Source organism: Synechococcus sp. CCY9202 (assembly GCF_034931685.1).
Classification (GTDB): domain Bacteria; phylum Cyanobacteriota; class Cyanobacteriia; order PCC-6307; family Cyanobiaceae; genus CBW1002.
Genome location: NZ_JAYGID010000110.1, coordinates 13,327 through 38,262, shown reverse-complemented (window position 1 = coordinate 38,262; position 24,936 = coordinate 13,327). Strand labels below are relative to the sequence as shown.

At 63.0% G+C, this 24,936-nt stretch carries 10 protein-coding genes and 4 pseudogenes; 6 read left to right on the top strand and 8 right to left on the bottom strand.

Annotation, left to right across the window (positions count from 1 at the left end; translation table 11 throughout):
• From VB777_RS14040 to VB777_RS14025, 4 genes and pseudogenes are all read left to right on the top strand, one after another.
• Window positions 1-557 (top strand): annotated as a pseudogene (locus tag VB777_RS14040) (transposase); the annotation flags it as partial.
• A 488-nt stretch (window positions 558-1,045) separates the two neighbouring features.
• Window positions 1,046-2,058 (top strand): annotated as a pseudogene (gene acsF / locus VB777_RS14035) (magnesium-protoporphyrin IX monomethyl ester (oxidative) cyclase).
• A 27-nt stretch (window positions 2,059-2,085) separates the two neighbouring features.
• Window positions 2,086-2,787 (top strand): glycosyltransferase, encoded by a 702-nt coding sequence (locus tag VB777_RS14030; RefSeq protein WP_322758348.1) that lies wholly within the window; start codon window positions 2,086-2,088, stop codon window positions 2,785-2,787.
• Window positions 2,788-2,819: 32 nt separating this feature from the next.
• A complete protein-coding gene (locus VB777_RS14025; protein ID WP_197158766.1) occupies window positions 2,820-3,491 on the top strand; it encodes a long-chain fatty aldehyde decarbonylase in 672 nt (223 codons plus the stop codon).
• A 21-nt stretch (window positions 3,492-3,512) separates the two neighbouring features.
• On the opposite strand, the gene VB777_RS14020 is transcribed toward VB777_RS14025, so the two are convergent.
• The 6 genes and pseudogenes from VB777_RS14020 to VB777_RS13995 all read right to left on the bottom strand — a co-directional run bounded on the left by VB777_RS14020 (window position 3,513) and on the right by VB777_RS13995 (window position 17,242).
• On the bottom strand, window positions 3,513-3,872 hold the full coding sequence (locus tag VB777_RS14020; protein ID WP_197158765.1) for a hypothetical protein: 360 nt from the start codon (window positions 3,870-3,872) through the stop codon (window positions 3,513-3,515).
• A 362-nt stretch (window positions 3,873-4,234) separates the two neighbouring features.
• Window positions 4,235-5,167: a hypothetical protein gene (locus VB777_RS14015; protein WP_323249701.1), complete on the bottom strand. Its 933-nt coding sequence runs from the start codon at window positions 5,165-5,167 to the stop codon at window positions 4,235-4,237.
• Between the two features lie 245 nt (window positions 5,168-5,412).
• Window positions 5,413-6,918 (bottom strand): annotated as a pseudogene (locus VB777_RS14010) (IS5 family transposase); the annotation flags it as partial.
• Window positions 6,919-6,930: 12 nt separating this feature from the next.
• Window positions 6,931-7,707, bottom strand: a pseudogene (locus VB777_RS14005) (IS256 family transposase); the annotation flags it as partial.
• 785 nt (window positions 7,708-8,492) lie between these two features.
• Complete coding sequence (locus VB777_RS14000; RefSeq protein WP_323249699.1) at window positions 8,493-10,688, bottom strand: UvrD-helicase domain-containing protein; 2,196 nt, start codon at window positions 10,686-10,688, stop codon at window positions 8,493-8,495.
• Window positions 10,685-17,242: a DEAD/DEAH box helicase gene (locus tag VB777_RS13995; protein WP_323249697.1), complete on the bottom strand. Its 6,558-nt coding sequence runs from the start codon at window positions 17,240-17,242 to the stop codon at window positions 10,685-10,687. Before VB777_RS13995 ends, VB777_RS14000 begins: the two co-directional genes overlap by 4 nt.
• 174 nt (window positions 17,243-17,416) lie before the next feature.
• On the opposite strand from VB777_RS13995, the gene VB777_RS13990 reads away from it, so the two are divergent.
• Together VB777_RS13990 and VB777_RS13985 are read left to right on the top strand one after the other, a co-directional pair.
• A complete protein-coding gene (locus VB777_RS13990) occupies window positions 17,417-17,713 on the top strand; it encodes a type II toxin-antitoxin system HigB family toxin (protein ID WP_323249696.1) in 297 nt (98 codons plus the stop codon).
• Window positions 17,710-18,183, top strand: coding sequence for a helix-turn-helix domain-containing protein (locus VB777_RS13985; RefSeq protein WP_323249694.1), 474 nt, complete (start codon window positions 17,710-17,712; stop codon window positions 18,181-18,183). The genes VB777_RS13990 and VB777_RS13985 overlap by 4 nt, the downstream gene beginning before the upstream one ends.
• 115 nt (window positions 18,184-18,298) lie before the next feature.
• On the opposite strand, the gene VB777_RS13980 is transcribed toward VB777_RS13985, so the two are convergent.
• Window positions 18,299-19,990 (bottom strand): GmrSD restriction endonuclease domain-containing protein, encoded by a 1,692-nt coding sequence (locus tag VB777_RS13980; protein ID WP_323249692.1) that lies wholly within the window; start codon window positions 19,988-19,990, stop codon window positions 18,299-18,301.
• Window positions 19,987-24,936, bottom strand: coding sequence for an Eco57I restriction-modification methylase domain-containing protein (locus tag VB777_RS13975; RefSeq protein ID WP_323249691.1), 4,950 nt, complete (start codon window positions 24,934-24,936; stop codon window positions 19,987-19,989). The genes VB777_RS13980 and VB777_RS13975 overlap by 4 nt, the downstream gene beginning before the upstream one ends.

Sequence of the window (24,936 nt, the reverse complement as noted above, 5' to 3'; positions counted from 1 at the left end):
GATTCTCTACCACTCAGACAGCAGAAGCATCCCAGATCGGATCGTGAGTCTCTTCCAAGCTCACATCCGGCCAATTGTTCGTGGCAAGGCCAGATGCAATGTCGAATTCGGAGCCAAGATCTCCATTTCAGTCACCGGTGATGGGTTTACCTACCTGGATCGCCTGAGCTACGACCCTTACAACAAAGGAGAAGACCTAAAGGCTCAGGCAAGAGCCTATCGCCGTCGTCATGGTCATGATCCAGAAGTGATCTGTGCCGATCAGATCTATCGGACTCGAGCGAACCGTGCTTTCTGTCAGCGTCATGGGATTCGCCTGAGTGGACCTCGCCTTGGTCGGCCCAAGAGCGATCCTGAGCTTGTGGCAGAAGAGAAGAGACAGTTTCTTGATGATCAGCGTCAACGTAACGCGGTAGAAGGCAAAATCGGACAGGGGAAGCGGCGATTTGGATTGGGTTTGATTTGTGAGAAGCTCGCTGCCACCCAAGGATCAGCCATTGCATTGGCTGTACTGGTAATGAACCTCGAGAAGCTGCTGGGGCTTCTTTTGGTTCTTTTTACCTTCTTGTTTCAGCTACTGATCGGCACTGAATCCATCCGAAGAGGCGAGGAGCGGCTCCTGAGCAATCAACCGGCTGCAGCCTGAGCAACACTCAGAATTCAGCCAAGCTTCCCCACTTTTTGCCCCGGGGGCTGGTTCTTACTTTCTCAGGAGGCCCTGAATAGATTCGATCCTCAATGCCCTCATCGGCTTTTGCAACTTCAACACAGAGGACGATGTGCAGACCCGATCTGAATCAGATTCTTGCCAGGGATTGGCCTGCACTGCCCGTTGACCTCGAAAACCCGGGAGCCGCAGAACGAACTCGACGACGCCGCCTGCTGGCGCAACGGCGACTCATCCAGTAGTATCACGATGTCGTTATGCCGTTGATCGATGGCTGCCGCTCTCGGGGCGTGTCGGGCGCCTGAGCAGCGGCTCACCGGCTTGATCCTGCTGCGCCAGATCGGCCTGCAGCGGCGGCACCCTTGCCACCCCCCAGCGATGACCACCTCCGCCCCCCACCTGCGCGAAGACCTGCTGACGCCGCGCTTCTACACCACCGAAATCGAGAAGGCAGCCCGCACCGATCTGGACAACCAGCGTCCGGCCTTCGAGGCGATGCTGGCCCAGATGGAGGCCGACTACAACCGCGATCACTTCGATCGACGCGTGCCACTGGGTCGGCTGCGGGACCTCAGCCTCGAGGAGAAGGGTGCCTACGAGAGCTACCTGGTGCGCTCGTGCGTGTCGGAGTTCTCGGGCTTCCTGCTGTTCAAGGAACTATCCCGGCGCCTGTTCCAGGCCGGCCGCAACGACCTGGGCCGCCTGTTCCAGCTGATGGCCCGCGATGAGGCCCGCCATGCGGGCTTCCTCAACCGCGCCCTGGTGGCCGAGGGCATCCAGCTGGATCTGCCCAAGTTGAGCACCAACCGGCCGATCACCTGGTTTCCGCTCAGCTGGGTGCTCTATTCGGTGTTTCTGTCCGAAAAGATCGGCTACTGGCGCTACATCCTCATCGACCGGCACCTCAAGGCCCATCCCGACAGCAACTTCGCTCCCCTGTTCGACTTCTTCGAGCCCTGGTGCCAGGACGAGAACCGCCACGGGGACATCTTCAACATGCTGATCCGCTGCTGGCCCCAGATCAAGGACGGCCTTCGCGGTCGGTTGCTCAGCCGTTTCTTCCTCTGGTCGGTGTTCCTCACCCACAGCCTCACGGTCTGTGAGCGTGATGAGTCTATGGGCTCCTCGGAATCGACGCAAACCGGTTCGATGCCGAGGTGATGCGTCAGACCAACCGCACCGCCCGTCGTGCCTTCCCCCGGGTGTTCGACCTGGAGGGCAGCAACTACCTCGAGCTTCGCGACCGGCTCGTGGACTGCTACCAGCAGATCAAGGATTCCAGCACCAAGGGCCCGCTGGGTGTCCTGAAACAGCTGGGCCTCAAGCTGCGCTTCGCCGGGCTGTTGCTGCGCCAGTTCGCCCAGCCCATGGTTCCCTCGGGGGCGGCGTGATCGGGGCCGTCCTTGATCCCATTCCCCATGGCTTCACCCCTCATCGGCGCTGAGGCGCCACGCATCTTCATCGGCTACGACCCCCGGGAGGAGGTGGCCGTCAACGTGCTTACCGATTCGATTCAGGCCCACGCCAGCGTGCCGGTGCTGATCGCCCAGGTGCGGCTCGACCAGCTGGCGGGTGTTTACACCCGACCCCGGGATCCGAAGCAGAGCACCGATTTCTCCTTCAGCCGCTTCCTGGTGCCCTTCCTGGCCGGCTACCAGGGCTGGGCCCTGTTCATCGATGCCGACATGCTCTGCCTCGGGGACATCGCCGAGCTCTGGGCCCATCGCGATGAGCGTTATGCGGTGCAGGTGGTGAAGCACCGCCATGAATGCGAGGAGGGCCTCAAATTCCAGGGCATGCCCCAGACCCCCTACGAGCGCAAGAACTGGTCGTCGGTAGTGCTGTTCAACTGCGGCAGCTGCCGCCAGCTCACTCCCGAGCGGGTCAACACTGCCTCCGGCCTGGAACTGCACCAGTTCCGCTGGCTGGATGACGACACCATCGGCACGATTCCGCCCGAGTGGAACGTGCTCGTGGGTGTCCAGGCGATCCCACCCCAGCCGAAGGTTCTGCATTACACCCTCGGCGGCCCCTGGTTCGACGACTGCCTCTCGATGCCGGAGTCGGATCGCTGGCTCGCAGCCCACTCCGCCATGAATCGTCCCCTCTGCCCCACCTGAGTCGGCAGCACTCCCCAACCCACGAGATCCCCATGTACGACAGCCCCGCCTACCGCGCCGCCTACGCGCGCATCAATGGAATGGTGATCGTGGGCGAAGGTCTCGCCTATCGCCATTTCCGGCAACTGGCCGAGATCTTTCCCGAAGACCGCCAGGAGCTCGATCGCCTGGCTGCCATGGAAAGCGGCCATGCCCGCGACTTTGTGGGGTGTGGGATCAACCTGGGCATCAAACCTGACCTGGCCCTGGCCCGCGACCTCTTCGCCCCCCTGCATGCCCTCTTCCTGGACGCCCGTCGCTCGGCAGACCGGGTGGGACCGCTGGTGATCCAGTGCCTGGTGGTGGAAAGCTTCGCCCTGGCCGCCTACCGCGGCTACCTGCCGGTGGCCGACCCCTACGCGGCACCGATCACCCGCCGGGTGATGGCCGACGAGGACGAGCACCTGAACTACGGCGAACGGCGGCTGAGCCCCGCGGGTGATCTCGCCCTCGACTGGTGCACCCAGGCCCTGCCGATCACGTTGGCGATCCTCAGGCCGCTGCTGCCGGATGTGGCCGCCATCGGCATGGAGGCCACGGAGCTGGTGGCGGAGTTCGCCGACCTGCTCCAGGGAAGCCTGGAGCGGATCGGCATCGGCGGGCCTGCGGCGCGTCGCACGATCGCCCGCTCAGTGGGCCGCGCTCTCGCTGCGCCAGCCCCCTGAGCAGCGGGACATCCAGCCGATTCAGGCGTTCTCCATGGCCCTCATCGGCGCCAGGGGAGCGACCGGAGGCAGATCCGAGGCCCACGGCTCCAGGCCACCGCTCGGCAGCTCCACCCTCTGGCAGTCGCCGCCGAAACGGAGCTGCAGCCAGGTGATCACAGCGGGATCGAGGGCCGCGACGGCTTCGGCGCTGCCGTCGTTCAGAGACAGCTCGCGCACGGCGGAGCAGGGCAGATACCAGAGGTCGGTGGGGCCGTCCTGGCGTGTGCGGCGCTCCAGGAACAGCTCCCTCAGCTGGCCATCCCCGCTGAGGGCTCCTTCCGGGGCCAGCAGCAGCGTCAAGGACTGGAGGGCGCGCCCGGGGGTGGCGGTGAACGGCATGGCAACCATGACAACGAGGTCAATGCAACACAACACTAGCGTGATAACGTGGCCCCGAGTTCGGCTCCAGCGCCTGGGGCATCGGTGCCTCTGTGTGTGCGTTGTCGAAAGGATGTCGGCGTCAGCCATCCCAGCTCGGCTAGTTGTGGAGATGAAGCCGGCCGCCGATGAGCCCACTCTTTTGCTGTTCGGGCTGTGGCGTTCAGATCGAACGCTCGCTCCGCCTCTACCTCCAGCAGAAAGGACGGGTACTGTGCTCCACCTGCATCGACCGGCAGGAAGAGGATCGACCGCCTCAAGCGGAGCCTGATGGATCCCAGGACGGGATCCACCGCCGCGCCTGAGCTGCCGATGACGTCAGATCAGAGGCTGATCCAGCTGCTGGAGGCGCGGTAATTCACCAGATAACTGGAGCTGCTGTCGCCGCCAAACAGGATCTCCAGCTCACCGTCAGCGGGCAAGTTCTGGAGACCGATCTGAGCAACACCACTCTCCAGCTGGCCTCGCCCGAGCAAACGCCCTTGCTGATCCTTGATGCGGATGCTGCCTGTCTGAGCGGTGCGGTAGGCACGCTCGGGGCCTTCGCCGCTGTAGCCGGTGGACCATTGATCCGGCCGTGCCATCCGGCTGAGCTGACGGCGGCTCTGGCGATCCCGGCCGACGATCTTCACCTCCAGCTGAAGTTCATTGCTCTGGCCCCGCCGCAACGAAGCACGGGCCTTGGTATCGGTGATCAGATAGCTATCGCGGTAATTGGAAGCAGGCTGTTCATACCAGCTCTCCATCAAGGAGAGATTGAGCGGCACCACGGCATCCTGCTGCTCAGTGAAAGGAACGGTGGCCCCAAAACTGGAGCCCGACTCCATCACCTGGCCGAGGTACTGATATCCGCTGCCATTGTTGAGCAGCTCGGCCGAGGTCAGGGATCCGTTGGCAAATCCCAGTCGTACGATTGCCACATCCTCTGGATTGAGGGGATTGCCGGTGATGGCATCATTGCCACGGATCTCAAAATCCACCGTGTGGTTGCCGCCACGTGAGCCCATGTAGCCAGAACCGCCATTCTCCAGAATCACGCTCCCCACTTCGCCATTGTCCGTGGGAAGGAACCCGAGGCGGATCTGGGCGGTGTTGCTGAGACTGGGGCTCCATTCGCCCGTGATCGGATCGCGAGGGCGCCAATCGTCGGCAATCAGCGTCTCCCAGCCCTGAAGTGCAGGGAGGCGGGTGTCTGGGTTCAGGTTTTCGCGGATGGCGGGATCATCAACCAGCGGCTGCTCATAGCGATACAACATGCTGTGCTTTCCGGCCTTCAGGCTGGCTCCGCCGAACCCGAACCCATACGCCCCAGGGCTGAAGCCCACATCCTGACCATCCTGGTCCTGAACCAGGTACCCCCCGGCCACTCCCACCGTGGTCGGGTCAGAGTTGAGCAGGTAGGGACTCCTGAAAAAGATTCTCGGCCCATCGGCGCCGGATTCGTCCGATTGCTTCGCGTTAATCAGGCTGGCAAGCGCGATGACATCAAGTCGGCCAGATCTCAAAAGCCTGGCTTGCAGATGCCCTCAGGCGCTCTGATCGCTGACCAGGCCATCAAAAAGCTGTAGATCCACCCATAAAGAAGGACAAAAAAGAGGCGCAGCAGCCTCAAGACCTTTTCCGCGCACATCACGACAAAGGCCATCGAGATGGAGGATTCGGCACCAGCTGGTAGACGAGCCATGATCAGATCCAGGGAATACTTGCGCTTTCCAGAGCCAAAGACGCCTTCCACTTCATTGCGTCGAGCTTGATCAGATCGGAGCTGGTGCTTGTGTGCAGTGGTGACATCAGGATCCTTGGGCGGGCGACCCAATCGCTTGCCGGAGAGGCGAATACCGTTCCTCGTGCAGAAATGCCTATTCTTGGCCGTGATATAAATCCGGTCGGCGCAGATGCGCTCTGGGTAAGATCCTGCATCCAACTTGTATTTTTCCGCCTGAGCGATCAGGTCTTCTCCTTCGTTGTAGGGGTTCCAGCTTATGCGGTGCAAGAACGGAAAGCCGTTTTGAACCGAAACACTGATTTTGGCTCCAAACTCCACCGCAGCACGTGCTTTGCCTCGCACCATTGGGCGGATATGGGTCTGCACAAGATTCACTAGGCGGTCTGGAATGCTGTTGGTCTGAGAGGCGAGCAGAAGGCCCTGTTGCCGCTCCAACTCGCTGCAGGCCAACAACTTCTGCCACCAATGCCTCTTAAGCTCGGAAAGCCTTGCCCCGCAGGCGATCAGAGCATCAATGGCCTTGAGATTCTGCCGCACATAGCCAAGCTGATGTTTAATGGCAGCCTTCACTTTGCGGCGACGTGGTCGTTTTTGCTTCGCCACTCTCAGGAAATGAGCACGAGCAAGGCCACGGTCGTAGCGAGGTCGATGTCTCCTGAATCCCGATGACTGACTGCACAGATCATCAATGACTCGCTCGGTCGTTGTGCGAGCCTCGTTGAGGAGCTTGAGGTCTCTGGGATAGGTGATGTCGGCTGGAGTGCAACTGGCATCAATCGTGAGAGTGCCCCAATTCCTTCCTTCTGGCCAGTCAGCAGGCTTGATCAACGCATCAAGTTCTAGCTGAGCGCCTCCTCCACTGGAATCACGATCATCATGGTCGTCATCGTCTGCTGCCTGAGCAAGTGCTTCTAGAAGGATCTCTTTGCCGCGCTGCACCACCAGCTCGTTGATACGGCGCAGATCCTCGTCAGAAAAACGCTTGCGAAAGTGCACCATCATCGAGGCATCAAACGGTGCCTTGGCTGTGTAGCCCGCAAAGCCGAGAAAGAACTGAATATAGGCGTTCTCTCTGATCTGATGGACTGTCTCTTCGTCGGTGAGCCCCAACTTCTGTTTGATGTAGAGAGCACCAAAGGCCATTCTCACTGATTTGGCTGGAGCGCCAATTGTGGCGCTAAATTGAGGGGCATAGGTTTCTTCCAGCTCACCCCATGGGATCAGCCCCTCCAGTTGAACCCAGCGATTCTCGGGATCAAGTGTGCCGCCAAATGGCAAGTGGAACTCCTTGTCCTGGCCAACCTTTGGGACATGACTCAGGAGGTTGCGCAGGAAGTGCACTCGGCACCGCTGCCAGCTGCTGCCCTGGAACATGCGCTTGATCGCGGCTGTCAGCCCCAGGTGGGCATCCGAAATCACCAGCCGCGTGCCAGTCAGGCCACGCTCTTTGAGTGAGCCCAGGAACTGGCGCCAGAAGCCCTCGGCCTCGCTGTCGCCCACGGCGATTCCCAGTACCTCGCGGTAGCCGAGGGCATTGATCCCGATCGCCACCACCACCGCCCGGGAGACCACCTGCAGGTTGCGGCCCAGACGGCCGTGAAGGTAGGTCGCGTCGAGGTAGATGTAGGGGAAGCTGGCATGCTCCAGTGGCCGGCCCAGAAAGGCTTTGACCTGCTCATCAAGGCCCTGGCAGATGCGACTCACCTCCGATTTGGAGATGCCGCTGTCGCCGCCCAGAGCCTCCACCAGGGCGTCGACTTTGCGGGTGGAGATGCCGCCGGTGTAGGCCTCCATCACCACGGCGTAGAGGGCCTTGTCGATCCGCCGTCGGGGCTCCAGCCAGTCGGGCAAGAAGCTGCCCTGCCTCAGCTTTGGGATGGCCAGGGTCAGGTCGCCCACCTGGGTGGTGAGCAGTCGCCTGCGGTAGCCGTTGCGGTGCGTAGAGCGCTGATCGGGGCAACGCTCGTGGAGTTGGGCTCCGGTGAGCGCGGAAACCTCGGCCTCCAGCAGGTCCTGAAAGCCCCGACGCACGATCTCCGGGATCAACGCGCCAGCGGTGGTGCCCTCCATGAGCTGTCTCAGCTCGGAGGCGCCACTATGGGAAAGGGTCATGGTCTGTGTTCGGTTTGGTGGTCGTGCTCCGAACAGGGTCACAGACCGACCCACCCATTGCCATAACAGAGAACTGAGGGAGGCGAGCCGTCAGCCCCGGCTTCGCCGGGGCTGCTCCTCCTGAGTTACACCACTCCACGGGACGCTGCTATGCCCGCCGCGATCCCCACAACTGGGAACGCTTCAATGCCGGCCTCGATGGCAGTGCCTGGTATCTGCTGCGGATTCACCAGACCCTGAGCCACCGTCTGCCCGGCAGCCGCTCCAATGAGCTGCTTGGGGAAGCGGTAAAGGAAATCCTGGCCAGCGAGGCCTACCGGCAGTTGGTGCCGGCCGGTATCGCCCCGGCGGTGTGGGCTGCTGGGTATGAGGAGAGGCGGCAGCGGCCATCCTTGGAGCCATCAGCACCCGGTGCAGCTTCTGAGTCCTGAACCAGATAGGACTCCACTGCCGGCCATGGCGATCTCCTTCTGGGAGGAAGCGGTGTCCCTGCTGGAGCAGCTGGTCGAGCGCGAACCGGACACTGGGTGGCACGCCAGACGCTGTGCCTGATCTGAAGTGCCTACCGGCTGATCAGCGATCACTGAGGCCTGGGCGGAGCTTGCGATGCCGGCCGCGGGCCTTGGCCCACCACCACAGGGCAGTGTTCACCGCCTTGCGGTCAAAACGCTCCGGATCGAAGTCGCCGCAACATTCGACCTGGCTGGCGTAATCCTCGTGGCTGGCATCGGCAGTCCCCTGTCTTATCCGCCTGGCGACAGGAAAGACGATGGCTTGCCGCTGTAGGTCACAACCACCCTCTTCTTGGCTCGGGTGGCAGCGACATGCAGAAGCGATCGCTCCTGCTGTTCGAACAGCTCACGTGAGACCTGATCCGGCCGACGGTTCAGCTCCACCCGGTAGGGCATCTGTTCGGCCGTGAGCTCGGGGATGAAGACCTGGTCAAACTCCAGCCCTTTGACGCGATGCATGGTGGCCAAGCGCAGGGCCGGATCGCTGGGGTCATCAGCCTCATTGGCCTCAATCAGACGAACGAGGAACCCGGCCTTCTCCAGGCCCTGGGCGACCCGGTCGCGGGCCTTCTTGGTGCGCAGGGTGACGCAGGTGGAGGCAAGGTTGCCATCGCCTTGGCGAAGCTGGCTGAGGGCGTCCTGCAGGAAGCGCTGTTCGTCAGCCGGGTCGTCGAAACCTCGTAGCACCGGCTTCTCGCCGTGGAGCAGCGAGCGGTAATCGCTGGTGGAGTCGTTGCCCCCATCAAGGTCGTCAAAGTCGACCCCCTCCAAGACAGCAGTGGCCCAGGCGCGGGTCTCTTCGGTGGTGCGGTAGTTGATCCGCAGCTTGCGGGAGCGGCCTCGCACATCAATGCCGCAACGTCCGAGCACGATCGGCTTGCCGTAGATGCGCTGATGGGGATCGCCCACGATGAACAGGTCGTTGGGATGGGGCTCGCCGGCCAGAACCCGGATCAGCGAGAACGAGGCGACATCGAGGTCCTGGGCCTCATCCACCACCACCGCCACGTAGCGCCCCCCCTGGCCGGCATTGCGCAGCAGATCCGCCGCTGCGGTCTTGGCCTCTTCCGGTTCCCAGAGCCCGCGCTGGCGGAACTCAGCCCGCAGGGCATCGAACACCGGCCAGATCAGGGCCCGCTGCTGCTTGCTCAAGCGGGTGCCGCGTCCGATCCTCCGGGCTGCCAGGTAGTCGTCACGGGAGCGGCAGCCATTGGCCAGCACCACGTCTTTCCACTCCTCCCGGTAGAAGCGCTCCTCCAGGCCCAGGGCGGGGTCGGCCACATCCATGGCGAGGCTCCAGCAGGCATCACGCGCTTCTTCGTTGAAGACCCGTACCTGGAGACCCTGATTTTTGAGGAAGGTCATCACCCAGCCATCGAGGTGGATGACTTCGATGCGCCGGAGTTCTTCAGGGCTGCAGATCTTGGCGAGGTTGCTGCGGATGTCGGTGGCGAGGTTGCGGGTGAACGTGGTGAACAGCACCTGGCCCGGGGCACCGGAGGCGAGTAACCGGTTGGCCAGCCAGCGGGCGCGGTGCATGGCTACGACCGTCTTGCCTGTGCCGGCGCCGCCCAGAACCCTCACCGGGCCGTTCCAGTCGCGATTCACCAGTCGTCGCTGACTGGGATGCAGGAACACCCGCCACTGCTCCAGCGGCGCCGAGAGCATGGCCTCCAGCTCGTCGTCGTCGGTGATGACGAGAAACTCCGCCTGGCTTTCGGGTGTGGCCAACGCCGTGGCCACATCCTCGGGATCGATGTGAGCGGGCCGCTGGCGCTCCAGCTCCTCGATCACCGCCTCGATGGGCTTTCCCTCAGCCAGCAGGATCAGACCATCGACGCAATCCTGCGGCACCCATTCGATCAGCCGCGCCAGGGCCTCCTCGCTCTGGACAGCACGAACGGCCGGCAGCAGTGCCTCGGGAACGCCGAGCAGCATGAGCTGGTCATCCCCGCAGTGGGCAAACAGGGAAACCGCCTCTGCTGTGGGTTGACGCTCCGGGAGGGTGACGTTGCTGGGGGCTGCGGTGATCCCTTTGGTGCCGGCCGTTGCGCTCGCATCCCCCACGGCGGTCTCGGCCGCCTCGACATCGACGATCTGCAAAGCGCCAGACACGCGGTTCACATGGCAGGTCTTGCGCCGCGCCCAGTTGTAGGCGTCATCGTGCTTATCGATCCAGAGCAGCACGAAGGTGTCTCCCTGCTCGGGCGCCCGCAAGATGCAGCGGATGTCCTGATCGACCCGGATCGAGCGGATCAGCGGATCCTTGCCGCCCTCGATGCGCTCGTAGTTGAGGCCAGGGCTGCGCGGATTGTCGCGGAACTTGGAGACGAACGCCGCCACCTTGCCGCGAGCCTTCTCCGGCAACTGGTTGAGAGCCTTGAGGAAGCCAGTGGAGAGGGCAACGGTGATGCGGGGTTCGCTCATCGGGGGAGGGGGACGGGGCAGGGCTGAAGGCGTTCGATCAAGGCGCTGGCCGTCGCATCGGGTGGGTCCTCCGCCAGCCAGCATTGCCAGCCAGCGGCCACAAAAGCTGGTTGGTCGCCTGACTCCAGCACCAAGGCCAGGCGCTGTTGAGGCCAGGCCAGATCGGCCATCGGCCCAGCAACGTCTCCCCTCGCTCCCTCCAGCTCGTAGCCGAGATCCGGGAAGGGGATCTTCTCTTGCAGGAGCAGATCCCGCAGTTTCTCGAGAACGGGCCTTGATGCAGGTTCGGCCAGGTCGAGAGCCTGATCCCATTGGCGCTGAATCTCGGGGTTGCTGGCTGTGGCTGCTCCCCTGCCGTTGGCTCCCGCCAGTCCAGCCACCCACACGGTGGGGGGATCCACGGCGGCGGTTTGTTCCGCCCCTGACCAGCCTGGGGTGGACAGGAGGAAATGGGGCAGGAACTGGAAGAGGTTGCCCTGACGCAGCCATTCCTGCCAGCCGCTCTGCTGCTGCTGGTCTGAGCTGGCGAGTTCCGGGTCGTAGTGGATGGAGCGAAAGCTGGCGGCAGGATGCCGGCTGCCATGGCGCGCCTGCTCCAGCAAGTTGAGTGCACTCAGGCCAGGGGCAATGGCCAGAACCTGGCCCAGCCGACGACCGGGCTCTGGGCCCTGCCACTCGTCCACGTGATCCTCCAACGCCTGATCGGCGATGGCCGCCTTGATCTCGGTTCCATCGAGCGCCGTAGCGCTGCCCTGGGACAGGCAGAACAGCTGTGCCAGCCCCTGCCACAGGCTCTCCGATGGGTTGGCCAAGTAGGCCATCAGCAGCTGCAGGCTGTTGGCGCCCTGAGCCTCGCGGGGCATCAGCAGCGGGGGCTGCGGAAGGGCCTGGAGCAGCGCCTCTGGCCACCACCGTTCGGTGAACTTCTCAGGACTGGTGGCGAAGGCCGGCACCACCCCGACCGCCAAGCCATTGGGCTCCAGGGGGGTCTGGGCGCTGGGTAGTTTTTCGACCACGTCGGACCAACTAAGCGACCAGAACAGGTACCCGCCCCTGCGTTGAAGGTCCATGCGCTGACGGGCGTCATCGGCGAGGCGGCCACGGTGGAACTCCCAGCCATCGGTGTAGATGGCGATCGGCTTACCGCCTGCGGTGGGGGTGAGCAGGAAGTCGGCGCGGGAGAACTCCGCCACTCCCTCGCCTTCGCCCAGGGGCACCTGCTGCTCCAACTTCCAGGTGGTGGCCGCCGGCCCGCTACCGATCTTGAGGAGATAGCCGATACGGCCATGGATCACGTCCTTCTTGAGCACCACCGGCACGCCATCCGGGGCACCCTTACCGGTGCGCAGAGCCTCGAGGAAGCGGAGCTCGAGTTCGCTTTCAGCCCGACTGTTGATCGTGATCTCTGAAAGGCTGCGATCGGTGGCCTGCAGGTCATCCCAGCGACGCAGGATCGCCTGCAGCTGCTCGATAGCGCGGCGCTTGCTGGTGCGTTCGCGATCAAAGCGCTGGCGGTACATGAAGATGCAGCGGTAGCAGCCGTCGCTGCAGGGGCAGGACTGCAGGGCCGCGAGCGAGCTCTGGAACACCTCGCGCAGATCCTTGCCGCCCTGCTCCATCAACTGGCGCACGTAGCCGGTGCCGCCGGGAACTGAATCAAAGAGGTAGAGGAAGGTTTTGCGCTGCTGGCTGCCGGGCTGGGGTTCTTCGCCAAGGGCAGAGCGCAGGTGGTCCACCTTGCCGCCGAAACGATGGCGCAGGCCCAGGTGCAACGCGCCCACGAAGGAGGGCTGGCCCTCCTCATCCCAGAAGCTGGCACCGGGCAAGAGGAAACGCACCGCCTCGGAGCTGAACTCCCGGTACATGAACAGGAGATTGCGGAGCTGAGCGCTGTCGGGCTTGTCGCGGGAGGTGCAGGCCCAGGTGTGGTTCGAGGCCTTGGCGGGACCGTGTTGCACCTTGCCGCAGCTGCGGCAGAGCTCGAACCCCCTGACCCGAAGGGGTTTGCCGGCGATGTTGTGCGTCGCCCCGATGGGCGTGAGCTCCCCGAAGTTGATCTCGCGGAAGGTGGTGCTGGCCAGGTACTCGGCGCCAAAGGGAAAGTCTTCGTCGTCCACGGCCAGGGAGATCTCGCGGCGGGACAGGTCGGGAAGGATCAGCAGTTCGCGGTGGAAGAAGAGCGGATTCCGCTCGTCGGTGTCGTCCCCGAAGCGGCTGCGGGCATCTTCCGTGGTGGCCTGCACCTGACGTAGACGAGCCATCTCCTTGACCTGACCATGATCGGCGTAGCCGCTGTGGCCGCAGCGAGGGCACTCCTTGCGGTTGTAGTCGTCGTCGGTTTCGCGGCAGGCGAAGGAACAGGAGGGGCAGAACCGCCAGTGCTCCGGCTTGTTGAGATTGGGATCGATCTGATCCACCTTCACCCGCCTGCCCTGGGCATAGAACTGGCCGTCGGGGACCAATTCGCGGATCGCGACGTTGGCCGGCCGCTCGTAGCTGAGGGTCGGCAGCTCCTCGGTGCGCCTGGGGCCACCGCCGCGAGCGGGCAAGCGGCGCCAGAGCACTGACTTCAGCGTCACGCCCGCTTCAGGGAAGGCGTAGTTGGGCAGGAAGCCCTCGTCGGTGAGCATGGCCAGCAGTGGACGGCCATCGAGGTCCTTGCGAAGCTGGTTGTAGGCGATCTGTTCTCGCCGGATGGCGTCCTTGTCTTCCCGCTGCTGCTCCAGCAGGGATTGCTCCGGAATGGCGGCGAGCTTGTTGAACCGCTCGCGCAGTTTGGTGGCCTCGCTGCGGAGGCGCTTGCGCTCGGCGATCAGCTCCTCGATCCGCCCGATCATGCCCCTGGCGTAGGGCGCAGCGAAGGCAGCGGCCTGGCCGGCATCGGGGGAGCTGAGGAAGTAGGCGCGCAACTCCTGGCGGCTTGGCTCCTGCAGCTGTTCATCGAAAAGCGCCAGGAAGCGATCGAGCAAGGCGGTCTGTTCGGTGCTGCACCAGCGCAGCCAGCTGTAAGGGAAGGCGTCTGGGATGGTGGCCTCCTTGCCAGCCCGCTCCACGGCATCGAGCACGGGCTTGAGCTTGCGGGGCAAGGCATCCGCCGCGATGCCGCTCTGCACCCAGCGATCGATCGTGTAGGCCAGCAGCTGGCGTTTGAGGATCGCGGCAGCGTCGAGATAGCAGCCGGGGGGACTCACCTGCCCCTGCAGCATCTCGCGGGGGTCGGAGAAGAAGTAAAGGTCGTGGGCGGTGCCAGTGACGACAGTGCCGACCATGGCATTGCCATCGCGGCGGCCGGCGCGGCCGATCCTCTGCAGGTAGTTGGCGGGCTCGGGAGGCACCGAGGCCAGCAGCACGGTGGAAAGATCGCCGATGTTGATGCCCATCTCCAGGGTGGAGGTGGCCGAGAGCAGGTTGGGATCGCTGCGGTACTTGCCTCGGATGAACTGGGTTTCCAGCCGCTCGCGGTCGGGGCGCTCCAGCAGACCGGTGTGCTCGCGGGCCACGATCCGATGCACTTCTCCGCGCTCGTAGAGGCGGCGGTAAAGCGGCAGGCCAGCGCGGGGATCGCGGCGGTAGTGGCCTGGGCATTGGCGCACCAGGCAGGGCATGCCCTCCCACACGGGCAGCTGCTCGGCGAACACGCTTTCCCCATCGCCACAGCACTCGCAGCGGACCCGCTGGGGTTGGGCGGCGACCAGCAGAACCTGGCGCGGAATCGCCCAGATGTGCTCACCCCTGGAGCCGGAGAACTCCTGCAGCAGGCCGGCTTCTGCGAGGGCGCCAACGATGGACTGGAGCGCCTCTTTCTGCTGCTCAGCGTCGAGGGGTTGGCTGGTCTCCAGCGTGCGCGCCAACCAGTGCTGGCTCCAGGTGGGTCGGCCCTTCTCGCGCACCAGCTGCTGGAAGCGGCCCTTGCCCCTGTAGCTGGTGAGAAAGATCGGCCGGGTGGAGGAGCCACCGAACCTTGGGGTATGCAGGATCTGGTTGAACTTGAAGGTGTTCTCCGCTCCGCTGCTGAGGTACTCAGATCCTTTGCCATCAAGCCCCACCAGCTCGGGCACGGCGATGGCGCCGCGCTGGCGCAGGTGATGCAGCAGCCCCACCACCAGCTGCTGCAGCTGGGGGATGCGGACGTTACGCAGCGGTTCCACCTCGTTCTGCAGGCGGGTGAGCAGGGGTGGCAACAGGTTCTGGATGCGGGCCGGATCCACACCAGCGGTCAGAGAGCCGGCCTGCTCCACGGAGGAGCCGAGGCGGGAGCGGTAGCCGAATTCGGCAGCCACCTCCCAGCGCATGCGCTCACAGACGGTGCGCACCAGGAAGCTGTCGGGGCCGAGGGCCGGGTTGTCCTGGTGCTGGAGGTCATCCCATTCCCTCAGCCACTCCAGTTCAGCCGGCAGGAAGGTGGCGGCGAAATCCACCGGATTCGGCAGTTTCTGCTGCCAATGACTGATCAGCTGGTCTTGCAGTTGATCAAGGAACAGAGGTCCGGTGTCCTGCAGGGTGCCGGTGAGAGCCGTGCGGAAGGAGGTGCGATAGGCGCGAGCAGCGATGAAGCCGGCGCGATGGGCGGCATCCTGCACCGAATCGGAAAAGGCCAGCAGCTTCTTGTCGCCGTTGAAGGCGGAGGCAAACAGCGCGGCGCTCCAGGTGCTGGTGAGGCTGGCGGCCGATGTTCCCACCAGCAGAAGGCCCTGCTGGGCGTTGCAGTAGGGGCAGTCGCGGCTGATGCGGGGATGGTTGTGCTGATCGAGATAGCCGCACTCGGGCATATCGACCAGCAGCAGCTCGCGGCTCTGGCAGTTGGGGCACACCTCCTTGAGGTCTTTCGGCGCGTGGATCGAGAGGCAGTCGGTACAGAGCACCTTGAGGCTGGACCCTTCGAGGGAGGCCTCTTGGGAAGAAGCGGCGGCAGGCTGGAAGGGTCGCTGAGGGAAGAGGTAGCGAACCTCCGGTTGACCGGAGAAATAGGCCTTGTAGAACGCCCGCAGGTTGCCGGCACGATCGAGGCGATGGCTGCCTTGGTTCAGCAGGGTGGAGGTCCAGGCGGTGGCACCGCAATCCCGGCAGTGCACCACCGGCAGATGGGCACCGCTCTCCTTGCCGGCCAGGTCGTCGGAGTGAACCAGCTGGGGCTCGGCCTCCACCGAAGCCACCATGCGCTTGAGCTCCCGCAGCCAGAGCTGCACCCGCAAGTTGAGCCAAGGCACCACGACGGGCGTGCCGTCGAGCTTGTCGGTGGTGCGGCGGGCATGGGCAAGCAGGGCCAGCAGGCTTTCAAGCAGCAGCACCCTGTAACGCAGGGGATAGCGATCCCCTAGGCCAAGCTGCCGGGAGAAACGCTCCAGCAACTCGTCGATGGAGCAGGTGGTGGCGGCCTGGCGCACCAGGTTGTGAACCGCCGGCAGGGTGCCGAGCCGCAGACCCAGATCAAGGCGCCAACCCTGATCTGCCACGTCATCGCCAAGCGGTGGCGGCAGGGTGTCGCCTAACCAGAGCTCCGCCTGCTTCTGGATGTACGCCTCGGCGCTGGTGGCGTGCTCAGGGTCCAGGGCCTCCAGCTGATCGAGGCCTGGCAGCGGCAGGGCGAACAAGCCCTCCTCGCCAAAGGCGGTATGGACGGTGAAGAACTCTTCAGGGCTGAGCCGTTCTTCCTCGATCAACGACTCCGGATCGAAGCGGCTGGCGAAGATCTGCCCGGCGTAGTCGCGCATCGCGCCCCGCGATTCGGGGCCACCCAGGGTGGCGGAGGTGCCGACGCACACCAGCTCATCGCCCGGGCAGTGGAGACGATCGCGCAGACGGCGGATCAGGCAGGCGAGATCGGTGCCCTGGGCCCCATCGAAGGTGTGGAACTCATCCACCACCAGATAGCGCAGAACGCTGGTTCCATCCGGCAGCTGGCCGTTGTGCTCCCACAGGCTCTGCACATGGGGCTGCAGCAGCAGATAGTCGAGCTGCTTGTAGTTGGTGAGCAGGATGTCGGGCGGAGCCTTGTGCAGGGCGTCCTTGTCGGTGATCACGCTGGTGGCGCTCATGGCCGCCGTGGGGGCGTCGTCGGAGGCGCCGATGTAGAGGCCGGCCCGCAGGCCTGCCAGGGCGGGAATGGTGTGGATCAGATCGGCGATGCGGCGCGCCTGGTCGGTGGCCAGGGCATTCATCGGGTAGATCAGGATCGCCTTGATGCCCCTCTGCCCCTGTGCGTGCTGCAGGCGGCAGTGTTCCAGAAGCGGCAGCAGGAAGCATTCGGTTTTGCCCGAACCGGTGCCGGTGGCCACCAGGGTGTTGCGAGGCGTGCCAGGCAACAGCCGATCGAAGGCCTTCTCCTGGTGCCGGTAGGGGGGGAACGGCAACGGGATCTGGGGGAACCAGTCGCGCCCAGAGCCCTGGTGGAAGGGCAGTGCCACCGACACGTAGGGCCCCTTCAGCAACCGCTCGCGATCGGCGAGAAAGCGATCGATCAGCCCCGCGAAGCCCGGCGTGGTGGGGTGAAAGGCGGTGCGAATCGCATCGCAGGCCACCTGCTCCAGTTCGCTGGCAACAACGGAGGGAAGCAAGTTGCGGGGCCATGCGGCAGAAGCAGGCTAAGCGAGATCGCTGGCCTGCCAAGCGGTTTGAACCATTCAGCCTCTGCATAGAGGCCCCAGCCGCACGACCGGCGCTGCGAGACGACCCAAGACCTGGACGAACCAGACCGCTGCTCCCATAATGGGAGGACACTGCCTTGCGACGTGCGCATCATCGCCAAGCGGACGCTCGTGCAGTTCTGGGAATCAGGCCATGGCGATGCCGAACAACCCCTCAAGGCATGGCATGCCGTTGCCAAGGCGGCCAGCTGGAGCGAACCTGCCGAGATCAAGGCGATGTTCTCGTCGGTAAGCTTTCTGGCCAACAACCGGGTTGTGTTCAACATCAGCGGCAACAAGTATCGGCTGATCGTCAAAGTTGAATATCGCCTGAAGGCGATTTACATCCGGTTCATCGGCACCCATGCCGACTACGACAAGATTGACGCTTCCACGCTATGACCGCCACAATCCGCCCCATCCAACCCATTCGCACCGAGGCCGACTACGAGAGCGCCCTTCAAGAGATTAATCTCTGCCTGGATGCAGACGAGGGGAGTCCCGAGTTCGAAAGATTGGAGGTTCTTTCGATCCTGGTTGACGACTACGAGGCAAAGCACCATGACATTGGGCCGCCCGACCCTATTGCCGCGATTCAGTTCGCCCTTGAGCAACGTGGCCTAACACGAAAAGACCTGGGGGACGTGATCGGCAGCAGTGGACGTATTTCCGAAGTCATGAACAAGCAGCGCCCGCTAACGCTGGCGATGATTCGAAAGCTCATCACCAAGTTCAACATTCCAGCAGAGGTCCTCATCCGCAGTTCGGAAGTTCCTTCTGCAAAGGAAGTCGGCACAATTGTGAGCCCAAAAGGGCAGTCGCATGCTCTGAATCGAACCACTCGACCCAAGGCCGGAGCTGCGGCAGTCTGATCTCAGGCGGGTTTGTTCAACAGCTGGCGAAGCGTGGCGTCATAGGAAGCGGGTCATTCCCTCCTTGAATGAACAACAAGCCAATTTGCTCCACAGAAGAACTGGCTCATGATTTTCATGCAAGTTGCACAGCCTGAGCCTTGCCGCTACAGGCCTGCTGGATGGCCGCGGCCAGAAGAGCCTGGCGTTGGCCGAGGAAGCACTCGTAGTCGTTGTTCCAGAGGCCCGAATCGGTGTCGCAGGGGATCAGATGGCTCTGCAGCACCAGCTGCATGGGAAAGCCGGGCTGGTCACGCAGCTCAGCCATGTAGATGGCTGGTGCCAAGCAGCTGATGTGCTGGTTGGTGCCGCGGTCGATCAGACAGCGATTGAGGACGACGTCGCGTTGGCGAGCATCAAATCTTCGATCTTCCAGATATTTGGCGGGAAAGATGTGATGGTCGTCGATGCCGTTGCTCTCGAGCAGATGGTGGTTGAGCACGGCACGCGTGTGGAAGTCGAGTGGGGCGTTGCCAGAAGCGAGCATCAAGCAGATCGTGGCTCGGTAGAGAGAGCGTTGGCGAGGGGTGACCTCGCGCAGATGGTCAGGATTGAACCGGAAGCTGCGGACGGTTTCCGGCGGCTGAGCCTGGGGATCCGCAAACCAGGCAATCAGTTCGTTCACGTCGCGGGTGCTCTTGGTGTTGGGCGCGTTCTCGTAGGCCTGGCTGAACACCGAGCACCAGAACCAGCGCCGGATCTGCTCACGCTGGGCACCCACGAGGACTCCTCTTGTAGCGTCGACGCAGGCAAGCGCTGCGGCCATCGGCGGCAGCATGGTGGCGTAGGGCAACCAACGGGGCTGTAGTACCCAACAGTCGTCGACGAGAATCGTGAGGGCGCGATCCAGAGCCTTCACCACCCGCGGCCACCAGATGGTCACGGTGTCGGCAGCCAGGTTGAGCACGTCGCCCCGCTTGCAGCTGCGGGCCTGGCCGCCCGCGAGAGCGATGGCCATCAGCAGGTAGTAGGGATCCACATCAAACCGACTGATCAGTGGGTGATCAGCTCTGGCCTGCTCCCAGAGATCACGAAGGCGCAGGTCGTGGCTCCAGAAGCGAGCAGTGAGCAGTTCGAACACACTGAGCTTCACGCCAGTGCGGTTGAGCGTTTCGAAGATCGTGCAGAGAGCCGCTGGCTCCGTTTCAGCGGAAAGGGTGACAACTGGAAAGTCGTAGCGCTCGAAGGCATCGATCCAGTCGCCGCGGATCTTGAGGAGCTGCTGCTGGAGCTGGTCGCGCCCTTCTGCGGGGCGGGTGGCCACCACCATGAGCATCCAGTTGAGATAGGCACCCGTGCCGCCCTTCAAGACGGCCAGGGGCAATAGAAGATGCTCAGCCTGGTAGCTGAGTTCTTCTCGCCGCTTGAAGGCGGATCGGGTGATGCGCAGATAGCTGATGGCGTCTTCGAAGTCCTCGCCATCGATCAGCTTCTGGAGGCTGAGGTAGTAGCGATGATCGCCCTTCCCGTAGAAGGCCTGATAGAGGGAGGTGAGTCGCTGCTGGCCATCGAGTACCAGGAAGGTGTGATGTTCGCTAGCGGGGGGAGCCCCCTCGAAGGCACGAGCTGAAAAGACCCGTTCTCGGTCACGCACCCGCAGAATGCTGCCAGCGGGATAGCTGTTGGCGATTGAGACGATCAAGGACTGGGTAGCGCTGGGCTCCCAGACGAAGTCGCGCTGGAAGTCGGGCAACACCATGTCGCCTGCTTCAACGAGGGCGAGCAGATCAAGGAGGCGCTTGGGGTTGGTGTCTTCGTAGATGGTCATGCTGAAGCGCTCTGCTTCTCGAAGAAGGCCCAAGACACCCGATAATCCTCCACTCGATCACAGCGATCAAACGGTGCCTCATAGGTGATCGTGCGCTCGACAGGCCCACCGGGAAGGGTGTCATCGAGGATGGTGCGGGAGACAGTACCAGAGGTCATCTCCTGGATGTCTTCCCAGCCGGTGGTCTTGTTGAGGCCACGGCCTGAACCTTTACGCGGGAAGCCGACGCCGGTGAGGCCCTTGCTGGCGGTGAACACAATGCGGCCGTTGCTGTCGTACCAGGTGTCGCGTTCGTATTGCTGCATCACCGGGAACTGCACGCGGTAGATGGTGATCAGTTCTTCGAGGGTGAGGCCGAGGGCCTGGGCCACCAGCACATCGATCTCCACCAGGGCCTGGCGGCGGGCGTAATCGGTGCGCAAGGCGCAGTCGCGCTGCCAGGTGGGGGTGAGGTTGGTGAAGAACTCGTTGGGGAGGCGGGGATCCTGTTTGGCCCAGCGTTGCTGGCGGAAGGCATCCTTCCAGCATTCGCTCCAGAGATCGGCGTAGTGGGTGGTGAGGCAGTTGAGGATCAGCGCTCTGAGAGATGAACGACTATCAAGATTAGGGCTTGGTAGTCTACTGGCGACGTCATCTAGGTAGTTGGTTTTTCCAGTTGACTTGACATAGAAGTCGGCGACTAGGGACGCCTTGATGGCAGCAAATAAAGTTAAAATAGACTTAGATTTAAAGGTATGGGAAAGACAGCCATGAATGTGGCCTTTCCCCGGTGCCTGAAGCGATGAGATAAGAGTTCGCTCATTAGCTGGCGCCAGCATTTTCCGGCTCATCAACCGATAAAATCCTGTAACAGATGGCTTGCTCCCCCACGGCACCCGCGGAGTGCGGGAGTCGTATTCGGAAGGCGACACATTTGGACGGTAATTAGTGCGGGGCAGATAATCCTCTGGCAGGGCTGTGAGATCAACGCAATCGTAATGACTGTTGAGCGAGCAGACTGATCGTGGTGTTTTGTTGAAAGGGCGCCCAACATAGAAATGTGGGCCGGAGAGCACCAGCTCTGAGGGATGCTCGGGGAAGCCAGTGTCGCGCCGGATCGTGCCGTCTTTCTGGGCATTGGTCTCGTGCCACATCTCCAGCGCGATGTATTCACCCTGGAGATCACCAAGCCGCCTTGGTGCTGCCGCGAATTTCTCCAGAACACTCTGCAGCTGCTGGGAGTGCAGTGCTGGCAAACGGGCCTGGCGAGCAGGCGTCCCTGGCTCGTCGTAGAGCTGGGCAAACAATTCCAGGGCCCTTTCGCCTACCGGAATCATTCGTTGGCGATGACCCGTCACGTTCCATTGGTTGCTATCTGTCTTGATTCCTCCTATGGCACCACTGCCATCATGAGCAAAGCATGCATCTATAGTATTTGCTCGAAATAGATTGGCAAGATGGATGAAGCTCGGCTGCCGAACATGCCCATATACATTGATGCTGAACTTTGTGTTGTGATGCACTTCTGCAAAAACCGAAAGCTGATTTTCAAACTGGAAGTGATTCCGCAGCCGCCCATACAGCACCTCCCGCAGCTCCCCACCCTTCGGGTCGTCATAGACCCCTTCCGGGTGAAGGAATCCCTGCACCCCCTGCGATGACGCCACCCGCCAAGACTGTGGCAGGAAGCACTTGAATAGATTCGTCTGGCTCCCCTTGAGCAGCGGATAGTTGGCCACGGCATTGAGAAACGCCTGACTTCCGTTCTGCCCCTCAAACTCCTCCAGATAGGCCGCCTGCAGATCTGGATGGGCCTCAAACGCCTCCTTGCGTCGATTCGCCAGCTCGCTGGCGCTCACCTTGCGGATCAGCACCATCGGGTCGGCATCGCCGATCACGCCTTTCTCTTCCCACTCCACCTTCAGCCAGGGCGGGTTGCCCACGATCAGATCGAAGCCACCGCCTGCCAGCAGATCGGCGAATTCCAGATCCCAGTGCAGTGGCCGTATGCGTTCACTAACCGCTTGCACCTGGCGGAGGCGTTCGAAGTCTTCGAGCAGCTTGTTCACATTCACGAAGCCGTGTTGGTCGCTGAAGTCCACCGCCAGCTGTTTCGGTTGCGTATCTGCAAACATGTTCATCTGGCCCGATTCAGGCGTGATCCCCTGCTCCAGGTCGCCCAGGATCATGCTCAGCTCCATCAGCCACTCATCGCGGCTTGGCAGTAGTCCCGCCTGGCGGATCGGCCAAAACCACAGCGCCACCCAGTAGTCCATCGCCCACTTCAGCCGCAGGCGGGCGTTGGTGTTGGCCACATCGCGGCCCAGCACCTCCTGCTCCTGGATGCGGTCCTTCAGACGCAAGGGCGTCCAGGCTCCCTCTTGGGTTCCGGTGGGGTCTTCCCAGACCGGTAGTGGGTCGGTGGTGCGCTCGCGCAGGGCCGTCTGGTCGTGGGCCCATTTCTTCCAGAGTCCATCCACCAGCTGGCTCAGCCGCAGCAGGTGGTCGATCTGGGCCTCAGTGAACGCCTCACCCACAAACGCCTTGTTCCAGCGCTTGCAGCGCTCAATCGCTTCGGGTTCCAGCTCCTTGATCACCTTGTCGGCATAGGCCGCCATGCCTGGATCGGGCAGCAGGAAGTGGAAGATCGCGTCGGCCGGCAGCGCCGCATCCCAGGCAAGCTCCTCTGGTGCTTGTTCATGCCAGAGCTTGCTGGGCTTCGCCTTGCGGCCGGTACCGGTGGGCAGCTGGCTCACCCTGTAGATCTGCCGCCGCGCGCCGATCAGTGAGTTGCCGCACACCAGCTGCTGGCTGAACCAGGGCACGAACGCCCGCCCCTGCTCCGGCGCAAAGATGCTGTTGAGCCACAGGCTCACCTCGGCCAGCTCCACTGCCACCGGGTTGAGATCCACGCCGAACACGTTCTGGTCGGCCAAGCGCATCTTGACCTTCTGCAGCTCCTGCTGGAAGCGCTCGTGGGGGATGCTCTTGCCGGTTTCCTGCTGGCGCCGCTCCAGGTAGGACAGGGCCAGCTGGTTCACCAGCTCATTGAGATAGGCGGCCGATCCCATCGCCATCTCCAGAAGCTTCAGCTGCAGGATGTCGGCGGCGCTCTTGCCCACCAGCGCTTCTTTGAGCGTGTACTTGATCTGGCAGCTGGTGAGCACCTCCGGCGTGTAGTAGCTGGCGCTCTTCTGCCGGTCGCGGCCGGCCAGGCGGTAGATGAAGCTGCCCTTCTCGTACTTCTTGGGTTGGCCGGTGGTGGGATCGGGCACGATCTCCTCGGTCTTGTAGGCCTTGAGCTGCTCGGCGGTCACGAAGTAGCCAACCTCCAGTTCGTCGTGTTGCTGGCCGCTGGCCTTGGTGGTTGCCTGATCGCTGCTGCCGTCGTCGCCATCGAGCTCATCCTCATCACTGGCGGAAGCTTTGGCTTTCTTCGGGGCGGGCTGCACCTCGTAGAGGTCTTTCTCGGCGAAGAACCCGCGGAAGCTGAGCAGGGCCTCATAGACCGCTCCCAGCTGGTTGATGCCGAGCTGGGAGTAGCTCACCCGGCCGCGTCGCTTGCCCTTGCCCTCCTTGGTGAGCGACATCAGCTCGATCACCTCGCGCAGCACCCCATTGCGGAAACGCACCTTGGGCCACCGTTTGTCGCCCTTCTCGTCTTTGACCAGCCCGTTGAGGATCGGCAGCCGCTCCGGATCGAACAGGTGGGAGCGCAGCGGCACCACCCGGAAGGTTTCGTGGATCACCTCGCTGGTGCCCTCCAGATCGGGCTGCACGGCCTCCTGATCTCCCTTCTTCGGGTAGCCCTCCCAGATCATCTGGAACAGCCGATCCAGCGACTCGCTGATGTAGGTGCCCTCGCGGTCTTCCTCCGTGGCCAGTTCGGCGGACTCCAGATCCCGCAGGCTCTCGAGGCTGTAGCCGAGCCGGAACACGTCGTTGCCCATCGGCGCGTAGCCCAGCTCCTGGTGGCGGCTCTCGATGAAGAACAGGAACAGCAGCCGGTACATGAAGCGCAGCAGCTCCAGTGTCAGCCGCTGCGGATCCAGCCGCTCCTCGTAGACGCCCTTCTTCTGGGCCTTGATGAAGGCCACCACCTCATTACCCAGCAGCTCAATCGAGCGGCGCAGGGCGTACTTGAGATCAGTGGAGACTTCGTAGGCGTGCTTGTGGCTGTTCTCATCCAGCTCATCGAGCAGCGGCGTACCGCCTTCGCTCGGGCAAGTGTGCTCCCGATGAAGCAACGTGGCCGCGGCCAGCAGGGCATCGGGGTTGTTCTCCCCCAGCAAGGTTTCCAGCTCGAAGCGCAGCAGCCGTGAAGCGGCCCACTTCTGGCGATCGATCAGCAGCAGCTGGTCGCGGCTCACCGCCAGCACCCAACGCGGCGGGGTCTCCTGGCCGAACACCCGCTCGCTGATCAGCTCCTGCCAGGTTTCGCAGGGTTGGCCGTCCATGCCAAGCACCACCTTGCCGTCTGTGATGTCGGCGACTTGAGTGGCCCAGCTGGTGGCAATGGTGAGATCAAGCGGGTCGGCTGCCTCATCGCTGGGGTTGAAGCACTCCACAACCCACAGCCAGGGGTCGCCTTTGGCATTACGCACCTCCGCCAGCAGTGGCACCTGATAGGCATCCCCGCCGATCAGAACCGGCTCGGCCTTGGGGGCATAGGGATAGCCGAGGGCCTCGAGCAGCGGCTGGAAGAACAGCTCTCGCTGCAACCTGAGCCGCTCGGCGGGGTCACTGGTGATTCCCTGCTCCGCTTCCCGCAGCTTCTGCCAGGGTTTGCGCAGGGCCTTGAAGCGTTGCTCGGGGGTAGTGATCTCAGCGGTGGGGTGTGCCTCCAGCTCGGCCTTGGCCTGGTCGGTCCAGCGCTCGCGCACCTTCTTGATGTCGCTCGTGAGCACGCTCTCGAGGTAGTGGGCGGAATAGAACTCGTTGGCGTTGCTGATGCCGGGTAGTGCCAT